This is a genomic window from Oceanobacillus sp. FSL K6-0127 (assembly GCF_037983385.1).
Taxonomy (GTDB): domain Bacteria; phylum Bacillota; class Bacilli; order Bacillales; family Amphibacillaceae; genus Oceanobacillus; species Oceanobacillus profundus.
The window spans coordinates 329,955-341,634 of sequence record NZ_CP150287.1; the positions used below are offsets into that span (position 1 = coordinate 329,955).

Annotated in this window: 11 protein-coding genes; 1 reads left to right on the forward strand and 10 read right to left on the reverse strand. The window is 37.4% G+C overall.

Going from position 1 to position 11,680, the window contains the following annotated elements; all coding sequences use genetic code 11:
* Nucleotides 1–255 precede the first annotated feature (255 nt).
* From MHH64_RS01565 to MHH64_RS01590, 6 genes are all read right to left on the reverse strand, one after another.
* Nucleotides 256–846: a glycerol-3-phosphate responsive antiterminator gene (locus tag MHH64_RS01565; protein WP_095310319.1), complete on the reverse strand. Its 591-nt coding sequence runs from the start codon at nucleotides 844–846 to the stop codon at nucleotides 256–258.
* Entirely contained in the window at nucleotides 839–3,460 is a 2,622-nt protein-coding gene (locus MHH64_RS01570) for a YfhO family protein (protein ID WP_340002550.1), read from the reverse strand. The genes MHH64_RS01565 and MHH64_RS01570 overlap by 8 nt, the downstream gene beginning before the upstream one ends.
* Complete coding sequence (locus tag MHH64_RS01575; RefSeq protein WP_095310317.1) at nucleotides 3,460–3,822, reverse strand: GtrA family protein; 363 nt, start codon at nucleotides 3,820–3,822, stop codon at nucleotides 3,460–3,462. The genes MHH64_RS01570 and MHH64_RS01575 overlap by 1 nt, the downstream gene beginning before the upstream one ends.
* Nucleotides 3,819–4,838, reverse strand: a complete 1,020-nt coding sequence (locus MHH64_RS01580; RefSeq protein ID WP_340002551.1) for a glycosyltransferase family 2 protein — start codon at nucleotides 4,836–4,838, stop codon at nucleotides 3,819–3,821. Before MHH64_RS01580 ends, MHH64_RS01575 begins: the two co-directional genes overlap by 4 nt.
* 295 nt (nucleotides 4,839–5,133) lie before the next feature.
* Entirely contained in the window at nucleotides 5,134–5,862 is a 729-nt protein-coding gene (locus tag MHH64_RS01585) for a DUF4386 domain-containing protein (protein WP_095310315.1), read from the reverse strand.
* A 62-nt stretch (nucleotides 5,863–5,924) separates the two neighbouring features.
* A complete protein-coding gene (locus MHH64_RS01590) occupies nucleotides 5,925–6,530 on the reverse strand; it encodes a Crp/Fnr family transcriptional regulator (RefSeq protein ID WP_095310314.1) in 606 nt (201 codons plus the stop codon).
* 338 nt (nucleotides 6,531–6,868) lie between these two features.
* Between MHH64_RS01590 and MHH64_RS01595 the strand changes: the two genes are divergently transcribed.
* Entirely contained in the window at nucleotides 6,869–7,276 is a 408-nt protein-coding gene (locus MHH64_RS01595; protein WP_340002552.1) for a hypothetical protein, read from the forward strand.
* A 173-nt stretch (nucleotides 7,277–7,449) separates the two neighbouring features.
* Here the strand turns inward: MHH64_RS01595 and MHH64_RS01600 are convergent, their stop codons facing one another.
* The 4 genes from MHH64_RS01600 to MHH64_RS01615 form a co-directional block, all read right to left on the reverse strand.
* Nucleotides 7,450–8,811, reverse strand: coding sequence for a cyclic 2,3-diphosphoglycerate synthase (locus MHH64_RS01600; protein ID WP_095310312.1), 1,362 nt, complete (start codon nucleotides 8,809–8,811; stop codon nucleotides 7,450–7,452).
* A gap of 166 nt (nucleotides 8,812–8,977) precedes the next feature.
* Nucleotides 8,978–9,907 carry a DnaA N-terminal domain-containing protein gene (locus MHH64_RS01605; RefSeq protein WP_340002553.1) on the reverse strand — a complete coding sequence of 310 codons (930 nt, stop codon included), beginning with the start codon at nucleotides 9,905–9,907 and terminating at the stop codon, nucleotides 8,978–8,980.
* A 283-nt stretch (nucleotides 9,908–10,190) separates the two neighbouring features.
* Complete coding sequence (locus MHH64_RS01610; RefSeq protein ID WP_340002554.1) at nucleotides 10,191–10,808, reverse strand: RraA family protein; 618 nt, start codon at nucleotides 10,806–10,808, stop codon at nucleotides 10,191–10,193.
* Nucleotides 10,805–11,677: a LysR family transcriptional regulator gene (locus tag MHH64_RS01615; protein WP_303447040.1), complete on the reverse strand. Its 873-nt coding sequence runs from the start codon at nucleotides 11,675–11,677 to the stop codon at nucleotides 10,805–10,807. The genes MHH64_RS01610 and MHH64_RS01615 overlap by 4 nt, the downstream gene beginning before the upstream one ends.
* Nucleotides 11,678–11,680: the final 3 nt, after the last annotated feature.

Consider the following 11,680-nt stretch of genomic DNA (forward strand, 5'->3'; position numbering starts at 1 on the left):
CCTAAGAGCTTGGCGACTGCCAAGTTTTCTAAGATTTTGAATGAAGAAATTTTGTTTCCTAACACCTCCATAAAAAAGAGACCACAAATAATATAAATGCCTTAGACAGCATTCAATATTTGTGGTCTCTCTTCATTTGCACCAATAAACTATTCACTTTACACCCAATTGTAACGTATAAATACTAAATCATTGTGAAGAAGAAGTTAATTTTGCGTATAGTTTGGAGTGAACAGCCTTTTCTTTGGCTCAATTTTATAATTGGTTCAAGTCCACCTTCCACATTTCCGGGTTAGACGTTGATACAGCAGCAGCTCCATGATCAAATGCACTTTTGGCATGTTCCGGTAAGGACAGAAGCCCTCCAGTAATGATAGGAACAGGTGATATTTTAGATAGTTTTTCAATAAAGTCCGGTGCCCTGCTCGGCATTAATTCAATTATATCAGCTTGAATATTACGAGGGTCCTGAACAAGGTGGAGGTAGACATCAGTATCGATTAGAAATACACGCTGAACAACGAATAACCCTGCCTTTTTGGCTCGTTTAATAATTCCCTGATTCGTTGAAACAATTGCAGTTGGCTTTACATATTTTTTCACAAAGTCGATCCCATCCTTGTCCATTTCAAGACCACCTATTCGTTCTACATGTAAAATAACAGGGAGTCCGTTTTTTTGAAGAAAATCGACATAGCGCTTCACGGTTAAAATTGTACCTGTCATTAATAATGCCGCGCCTAAATTATGTTTGTATTTTACTACTTTTTCTATATACTTTGGCTCTTTTAAGGCAGCAACCATTTTTTTCTTTTGTAAGTTCTCGAGTAAGATAGTTTCATTCATGTGTGTCGATTTCTCCTTTATCATTGTTGCTGTAATCTACCGGTTCCCTTTTCTCCCTATAAAAGAGAAAGCCAAGCACTCCAACCCCTAAAACAGTCATTCCGACTGTCCAGCCAAAATACGGAGGATAGTAGGTCATCTCAATCTCATTACCTCCAACTTCTAATGGAATGCCGATAAACGCATAGTTAACTTTTTCGATTGGCACTTTGTCACCATTTATTTTCAAGCTCCAACCCTTCTCATATGGAATAGGAGTTACAATCATTTCAGCTTTCTCTTCGCTAGTAACTTCTCCCTTCACAAGGCCATTTTCCCATTTTAAAGGTAAGGCTTCCTCCTCGTCGTATCGTTCATGAACTTCACGCAACACCATATAATCCTCATGGAAAATCTGCAAATTCTTTAAGCTGTAATTCCCCTTTGGAAGCTTTAATTTAATGGTGTCATCCGCTTCAACTCGAATCGTAAGGTCATTGATATTCGTCTGATAAATGGAATCAGACTCTTTCCTTAACGTTTGGTAGTCACTCACCTCTAATAGAAACTCATCTTGTTTTCGAATCCCGTCAATATAAAAGGACACATATAGATCTCCATTTTTTATTGGATGATCGAGGGAAATATCGAGCTCACCACCATCTTCCACTACACGAAGCTTCTCTTCATCATAAGTTGCATTTACTGCTTGAATCGAGTAATCATCAATCTCGGTAGCCTCTAATTGTTCAGCTGAATTATTATTGCCCTCTTCCACAATTACTCCTGAGAGCATCGCGTGTTCCCGTTTTAACACAGGCTCCTCCAGCAATTCATTTGCATCATACCTTACATTGGTTTTCCGAAAAGATGGAAGCAGTAATTGATTTTCGTAAGCTGCGTAATGCTCACTATCCAACAATGGCATGAATCCATATGGCACAGTCTTTGTTTCTTTTCCTCTCATATAAAACTGTCCATCAAATAGGCTCATAAGGTTAGCTCTATCTCCAAGTGTTGCATATCTGCTCACACTTTCCCGGTCCATACTAATCTCAGCATAGTGATAATAGAAAAAAAGCAGATTATCATTTAATATACTCGAATATACGCTCATCCCATCATAGTCTTGGACAATTGGTGTATTGTTTCGCATCGGTACCATCCAATCAATTCGACTATGCTCGGTATCTTTATTTTTCTTCATTTCTTCAATGAGCTGTCGTTGTTCTGAAGAATTGTAGATGTCCGAGTTTAACAAAACCGATTCACTAGCCAATTCCCCATCTTTGGGAGGAGTCATTAATCTTACTGCTTGAAACAAATTTGCTGAAATGACCATAATCAAGATAATACTAATAGAAATCGCCGTTTTATTCCTTCGTAAAAAGAAGATAATAATGAAACAAACAGATGCAATCGGGATTATCCAATCAAACTTTTGATCAAATGAATACGTATCATATTCGATAAAGGCAATAGCCAAAAGGGTATAAGCAACAACACCAATCGCAACATCTTTTGCTTTTACTTCCTTGATATGTTGCAAAACAAACGCTGCTACTCCTCCAAAAGCGAGGCAAACGATATATTCCCAGCGATTCTGTGGTGCCGAAAAACCGTTAAACATACTTCCAACATAAGGAACAAAGTGGAGAAACGTTCCCATTATTGATATAGCAGCAAAAAAGCGAAAAATAGGGTATTTATAAAAACGAATAAAACAAACCATCATGACAATAAAAACTGGCAAAAAAAGCACTCGGCTGTCAAATAAAATATTATCGGTAAAATCCAATAACGGAATTATATCCGTATATTCCGGACGATAATTTCCCAAATATGCAGCGATACTCGGAATAAATGCGAACCCACTAATTAGAAATCCAATCAACCCTAAATAACAATATTGTATGATTTGCTTTACTGGACTCTCTTCATTTTTATGAAACTTGATTACAAATCGAAGCAAAATATAAAAGAATGCTAAAAGGAAGTTTACATAAGCAAAATAGAAATTGGTAATGAGATTTGCTGCTACACCAACTACAAAAACTCCCTTGGATTCTTTCTGTATTATTTTCTCCACACCGATTAGTAATAAAATCAACCAAAACATCGCGTCAGTGAAGAAATCCCAATACATTGCATGCCTGAAATACAGAACATTTGTCGCGTAAACAATCGCGCCTAACAATGCAGGTGCAAGTCGAAAATTTATTTTTTTAAAATAGATAGTAGTGATAACGATGATTGCCGCAAGCTTCGCAATACTCATTGGTAAAATTGCTGAAGCCCAGAATGCTAAATCTGGATGATTAATAATATGTAACGTTTCCAATATAAAAATAAAAGCAATATGAAAAATGAAAAAAATATTAGTCGTGTAATAGTAGCTGAGTTGGGAATAAAATCCACCCCCAAGACCAAACGAATCCGAATAAAAGAAATTACCGCTCGTATATTCATCATAAATAAATTTTTTGAATGGAAGCATCTGGGAAAGCCCATCATTATAGCCTGTCATAAGAATGCCTTCTTCTTTTTGAACGATAAAAAATAGATGGCATACTATTGAAATAATTAAAGCAGCGACGACAATAATCATCCATTGCTTCCTATTTTGCTTTTGCATTAATGTAAAATTCTCCTCGTAACGAAAAATGTAACTGGTACTGTGAAAACGACCGCAAAAATTGGCGCAAATGTATTTGGGATATTCCATAGCTCAACTAAAATAAGGAGTAATAACGCTTGTACACCGATGTTAACAACTTGAGTAAGCGGGAACATCAAAAATGATTTTAATGACGGCTTCACTTTATATGTAAAATAAACGTTCAAGAAATAGGAAATGTACATACTGATGATCGTTGCTGCAATATGACTTGATAAATAATGCACACCCAATATCTGTATTAAAATTAAATAGATAACATAATAATGGATTGTATTCATTATCCCCACAAAGACAAAACGGACAAATTCTTTATTCATGAACTCACTTTCTCTTTTTCCTGTTTTTCTGATAAACCCCACGTTCGTGTTGATGGCATAATAGCTCTTACTTCTAAATCCGATCTCCGTGCATTACTTTCATCAATAATATAGTGTGGGCGTTTTTTCGTTTCATTGTAAATCCGACCAATATATTCCCCAATAATTCCCAAACAGAATAATTGAACACCGCCGAGAAAAAGAATTGCAGAAATCGTTGTAAAATATCCCGGCACATCCACACCATTCCATACAATAGAAACAAACGTTATAAGAATATATATAAATGAGATCAAAATCGTAAAGAGTCCTAAATAACAACACAATCTTAATGGTTTCGTGTTAAATGAAAGCATGCCATCCAATGCATATGTAATGAGTGAAGACAGCTTCCATTTGCTTTCTCCTTTTTTGCGGATTACATTTTCATACGTAACAGTGGTTTGGGATAAGCCTATCCAAGAATAGAGACCTTTCGAAAAACGATTCCCTTCACTCAACTTCAGAAGCGCGTCTACCGCTTTCCTACTTAACAAACGGAAATCTCCTTCCCCATCTTGGAGATTGACTGCACTCCATTTATTCATCATCTGGTAGAAGCTTCCCGTGAGGAATTGGCTAAACTTTGATTCGCCTTTTCGATTGCGCTTCGCAATTACCTGGTGGTAGCCTGCCTCGTGCCCTTTTATTAAAGATGAGATCAAATGGGTTGGGTGTTGTAAATCAGTATCCATAATAATGACAGCTTCCCCCCTCGCATGCTCTAAACCAGCATACATTGCCGCCTCTTTACCAAAGTTCCGAGAGAAAGAAACATATCGTACATTATCAGCGCAATATGTAAGATGTTTGATTTTTTCTAACGTGTCATCCGTACTGCCATCATCAATAAATAAAAACTCAAAGGAGTAACATAAATTCTTCGTTTCTGAGGTCAACTGGTCATACAACTCATGAATATTTTCCCCCTCATTATACGCAGGGAGTAAAAATGTAACTAACGGCTTTCCCTTCACTTTACAAATCCCCTTTAGAATTGGATCCTCACAAGAATCATCCAACATACTTTATCTTCAAATTGTACAGGTTAAATATTGAGGAAATATATAGTTAGTTTAAATTATTTGTAAATGACTTCAAGCGAACAGCGTCAGGGGCATCTTGCTATCCTATTACGATCATTAGTTTGATAGATCTTCTTAGATCCGTGCAGTAAATTCATATTTTGTTCCACCTTTCCCTCATAAGAAAGAACCGAGCAAAATCCCCTCGGTTCTTTTTATAACTAGTAAATTCCTCTTCCATCAATTACTACATAACATCCTTATCCCGAACGTCTGAACTTTTACCACCTTTCATAAGCAGCCAAATCCCTAACCCCAATTCACCAAAAACCATTGGAATTGTTAACACCGCCTCCAAAACAGATGTGAAAGCATTCCAGTGGGGGAGAAAGAAATAAAAAGCATGTATCAGCATATATGCCAAGGCCGCTATCCATAACAAGATACTAACCAGTTTTGGAATGAAGTCCGATTGAAAGGCTAAATAACCGACAATTAATAAATGCGCTCCAAAAATAATTAAACCAATCCACCAGGTCATCTCAAACGCTATAAGAAATACATTTGCCATTACAGGAAAACTATCTGTCGTCAAAAAAGAAGCCCTGTTGTTTATAAGGATCGTCACAATAATTAGATTAAGAATTGCTATCCCCAAGATCCCAGCATATGCAAAACGGAGCAACATAGCGAGCAATGATAGATTTTTATGAAGTGGTTGAAGAACAATATAAAGACTCCAAGCTACGACAATATCACATAGAAGAATCACGAGCCATCCTGCGATTCCAGCAATAAATAGCCCTTCGGAAGAAAGCAGGTTTTGAAATGTAGCATCGGTATCACCTTGAATTGCAATCTGCTCCAAAACAAAGCCATAGGAAAATCCTGCAGCAAGCGCCATGATAATAATAGCTATCCCACCTGCTATAGCCACAGTCCGTTGATTAGAACGCTCTTTTTCTAAATTGGTCATACAAAAGCTCCTTTTTTTACCTTTAGTTTAGGAGCTAATGGAGAACCTGTCATTGACTTAAGTTAAGATTCCAGATCTTTTACCAATTCATTGTTCATTCGTCTTTTAATTCTACTTAATGACTCCGGCGTCATACCGAGATAGCTTGCAAGTTGATGTTGAGGAACTCGATTAACGAGGTGAGGGCGTTTCTGTACCATGATTTTATAGCGTTCTTCAGGTTTAGAGTGAATAAAGACGGCGCGTTCTTCTTGGGCTTCACTTAGATAAATTTCCATCATCTTTCTAGTCATTGTCTCTAATTGAGTATACTTGTGGAACATCTTTTCTTCATTATCCAGATCACCAACAACAAGTACACAATCCTCCATGCAAATTAACGAGAAGTCGGACGTATGGTCGTCTTTTGCTAACGTATTAAATCCCAAAATCGCCTGTTCCTCGGTGTAAAAATTGGATGTTACCTCTTTCCCTGCCTCATCTACATAAAACTGTCTTACACACCCTTGCAATGTAAAATAACATTTAGACGTAGGCTTATCCCCTTGTTTCATAAGATAAGATCCCTTCGGATACTCTTCTAAAACAATCGTGTCGACAATTTCCTGTTGCTCCCTTTCGCTTAGTGAGGTAAATGTATCCATATACTTTAAAAGTAACTCCTTCATTGAAATTCATCCTCCTACTTGAACAATCGGATTAATTTATATCAATATTAGCAATCTCACATTCTAAGTTTACTATATTTTCGGTTAATAATACCCATTAATTAAGGTTCCAATCCATACAGACCACACCGTATAGCAATGTTGTTTTATTGTTTGAAACTACAAAAGATTAACACAGATAAAATTGTTTTCGTGTTATCATAAATTGGAACTTCATCCTAACCATCAATACGAAGGGAAGTCAGCATCTTGAAGAGAGAAATTCGTGTTCAGGAAAAGTTTTTAATTGCTGGATACGGTTTGATTTTACTGTTTATGTTTGTTCAGAATTGGGTACTTTGGGTCCATTAAATGACATTCAAGCAATCGCCCAAGAGAACTCTACTAGGGAATTGATTGTTGTCACGTTTATTGGTGTGGTGCAAATTGTCATTTTAATGGTTCTCATCCTATGTTTTATTGGGAGAAGATACCCGATTTGGGCAAAGATTGGGCTCATTATTCATCCTTCATGTATTTTTACAGGGGTACTAATGGCTTGGTGGATACCATATTTCTTTGGGCTTGGCGCGGAGGAAAAGGCGGAAAGATACCAGACGATGTTCGGAAACACACATTCCTTTTTACCTGTAATGCATGGAATTGTTCCGAACACACTTCATACGATATTCCATGTGACACTTTTTCTTTGTATTCTGCTGACGATTTATATCAGTTTTAGAGACCGTAAACGTACTCGTAGCTAGTTTCTATTCAACCCTGAGACTGGTCTGCAGCATTTCCCCTAACATTAGAAAGCTTGGTCTTTGCCATGCCTTTAGGCAAATGCACTAGTTGACTTATGCAGATAGATATTTTATACTTTCTTATCTACCAATAAAAGACTAGCAACATTTGTCGCTAGTCTTTACCCATCTGTCTAATACGCCGATTGTTTATCATTCACTAGTTTATGTTCTTCAATAAAATCTTCTAATACATCATTCAAATTCGGCCCTTCCACTTCGTCTAAATCGTAATATACACGGGTAGACGGCTTGTTAATGGAAATAACACGTGTTAAATCGATTGGGGTTCCGATAATTACTGCATCACAGTCAGCATTATTAATCGTTTTTTCCAGATCCTTTAATTGCTGGTCACCATACCCCATCGCCGGAAGTACGTTTTCAACATGCTGATATTTCTTAAATGTGTCTTGCAGTGTACCAACAGCAAATGGACGTGGATCAATGATTTCAGCAGCACCTAAACGCTCTGCTGCAACTGTTCCTGCACCAAGCTTCATTTCCCCATGCGTAAGTGTTGGGCCATCTTCCACGACCAACACACGTTTTCCAGCAATAAGTTCTGGTTTATCAACCGTAATTGTCGATTCAGCTTTAATAATCGTGCTGTTTGGACTTGCAGCTTTGATATTATTTTCTACAATTTCAATAGCTTCTTCTGATGCACTATCCACTTTGTTAATGATGGACACATCAGTTGTTCGCAGACACACTTCACCTGGATAATACTTCAGCTCATGTCCCGGGCGATGTGGGTCCAAGACTGTAACAGCTAAATCAGGCTCAAAAAAGGAAAAGTCATTATTTCCCCCATCCCATAAAATCACATCACAGCCATCAGGGTCATTTTCTGCCGCTGCCAATATTTCTGCATAATCAACGCCGGCATACACAATGTTTCCACGTGAAACATGTGGTTCATATTCTTCCATTTCTTCAATTGTACAATGATGTTTCTTCAAGTCTTCAACAGACGCAAAGCGTTGCACACGCTGTGCATTTAAATCACCGTAAGGCATTGGATGTCTCACCGCAATAACTTTTAAGCCCTGTTCTAATAATGTTTCAATAATTTTTCTGGACGTTTGACTTTTTCCAGTTCCTGTTCGTACAGCACAAACTGAAATGACCGGCTTTTTACTTTTTAACATCGTGTTATTCGGACCGAGCAATTTGAAATCAGCACCTGCTGCATTTACAATCGCTCCGATGCCCATCACTTCTTCGTAACTAATATCACTAAATGCAAACACACACTCGTTTACCTTTAACTCTTCAATCAACGCTGGTAATTGGTCCTGTGAATAAATCGGAATCCCATTGGGATAGAATTTGCCCGCTAATTCACTCGGATACTTTCGTCCATCAATGTCTGGAATCTGCGCTGCTGTAAAAGCAACAACGTTATATGCTTCATTATCACGGTAATACGTATTAAAATTATGAAAATCTCTTCCGGCCGCACCTATAATAATTATATTCTTAGTTTCCATAGCAATCTCTCCTATAATTACATCAAGTTGTTATAATTATAACTAATAATGAATATTTATACAATGGTGTTTATAAAAATTGTTAGATAGCTTTTTACTGCAATTAAAAAATCCCCTTATAGAAGAGATGGTTTCTATAAGGGAACTTGTATAGAAAACTCTAGGGTTAGACTCTTTTTTCTAACTGACGAACTCTAGCTTCTAATTGTTCGATTCTCTTTTGTAATCTATTCACAATGGGATCTTGCACGGAGTGATTGCTATTCATATAAGGTAGACGTGTGTATGTGTATTCCTCTTTATTTTGAAGATCAAAGTAAGTAAAGGTATAGGTTTTACCAGTGATTTCCTTCACTGTCTCAGCTATTAATTCTTCATATGTCTCCGCAAGTTTATTCGCTGTGGTCCAATCAGGTGTTATTACGTGAATCGTATCATTTTCGACTTCTATCATTGTATTTGAAAACCACGCATTAACCTCTAATTTAAGTATCCTTTTACCAAGTTTGTTTATTACCTCATCCCAGAGCTCAAACCCATCCCCTTCGCCCTTTACTACTTCGGGAGGACAGGTGAACTTGATATTATATTGTTTTCCAGTTACTTCTTCAACTGTTTCAGATAATAATGTATGAGCGTTGTGCTCAAGCCATTTCCTAGCAAATGATGTTCCTGCATGCACCGTAATCGTTTCACTTTCCATTTCAATTGTTGTATTTGAAAACCAGGTATCAAAACTTTTCAAACTTACCTTAGTAGTAATTCTGTTTAGCACCTCTAACCAAAGTTCAAATGGTTCAAGTTCTCTTTTCTGTCTGGAGTTAGAAGTTTCAGCCCAAGAGCTATAGGCATACTTATTTACTTTCTCAGAGCAAGCGTATTCGAACTTATAAGATTTTCCAGTTACCAACTCTACTATTTCAGAAATTAAATCATTATGCTGCGTTTCAATCCAGTCTCTTCCAAATTCATTTGGCGCATATACGGTAATGGTGTCATCTTTCACTTCAATCGAAGTATCCTTAATCCAGGTATCAAAACTAGGTTTCGAGATTTTTTCACGAATTCTGTCTAAGACCTCTGGCCAAATTTCCACTGAGCAGCATCCCCTTATCATCTATTCTTCTTGAATTGTAGTATATTTATTTTACCATCTGACAGGGGAAAGCGTTATAGATATATTAATCTTATATACTACTCTGAACATAATGAGAGCACCTCTGTCAACCAAGCGAAGCAGACAGTAGCATAATCAATCCGTAAACAAGAATTATGAAAGTCCGACAAGTAACAACACATAGCTTTTCATGACAAATTCATCTCTTATTTTCGTAAAATATGTTTCTCCTTTAATATTAATAACCGGAAAATTCGGTCTACTACCCCAAAATCCCATCAATGTGCTTATAAATAGCCTCTATATCGCCTGCCACTCTCGATTCTCTTTCCTCATCCTTTCTCATCTTTTTTTGTGCTTGTTCCAATACTTCTTTCTCCTTTTCTTTTGGAACGACGACAACACCGTCACGATCACCTACGATAATATCCCCTTGTCTGACAACTACACCGCCACAACTGATTGCTATGTTGGAATACCCTGCATCCGACTTACTGCCAGCGACGGTTGTTGTCCCCCGGCAGAACACAGGAAAATCCAACTCCAGAATTCCTTCCACATCCCGAACCACCCCGTTGGTGACCACTCCTTTAATACCTAATGTTTTGGCCATTCCTAATATAAAATCCCCTGCAATTGCTTTTGACGTGTCGTCCTCAGCATCAACGACAAGTACATCCCCAGCATTCGCTTCTCTTATTGCCTTTAGGAATTCCTTGTTCTGTCCTTTTGGGATTTTTACCGTATGTGCTCTACCCGCAATCTTATATTGTTGATCTAATGGTTTTATCGCAAAATCCATCGCATTTTGTCCTGCTAACCCATCCGAAACACAGGTGGATGGAAGCTTAGCAAACTCCTCTACATAATTCACTGTCATCTTACTACCCCTCTCGTTTTATTGTTATGTTTTTTTACGAAATCAACAAACTCCGAAACAATCTTTGTATCTAACAATGCTTCTGAATAATACATCCATGTATGAATATCCACCTGAGTTTGATGCCTATCAAAAAGATCAACGCGAAAGATATCCGTGTTCCCTTCCAGCATCGACGCAGGTAAAAGCGCATACCCCAAGCCTTTAATAACCATTTCTTTACATGCTTCCACACTGTCCACTACCATGCCAATGGTTGGGGCTATTTCATAATGGTCACTCCACCACGATTCAATCAGCGAATTGACAACTGTACCTGTTTGATAATCAATTCTAGGGTAATCAGGAAGTGCATGTAGATCAATCTCATTTCTTGAAAATAAACACATTGGATCTTTAAATAATAAATATTTACTTCCTGCCCATTCATAATCTCCTCGAATAAATCCAACATGAATGTTCTCCGTGTTGATGAGATGTGAGATCTCCTTCCCCCAGCCACTTCGAATATTAAATTCCACTTCCGGATAAGCCGATTGGAAGTCGCGCAAAATGGATGGGAGGTGATATTTAGCAAAATGATTTGTGACACCAATATTTAATTTGCCTTTCATATGTGCATTCATCTTTTCGGTATTCTCTTTAATCCGATTTAATCTGGCATCTATCTCTATTGCCTTTTGCGCCAAATACTCCCCCTCTTTTGTAAATACGATTCCTCTGCTTTTTCTTTTATAAATCGTAATAGTAAACTCCTTCTCGATCTTCTTAATTTTCTTTGTTAATGAAGGCTGGGATATAAAAAATTCCTCAGCTGTTCGTGTGATATTTTTATGTCGATATAACCCTTTAATGATTTTCCAATCCATATC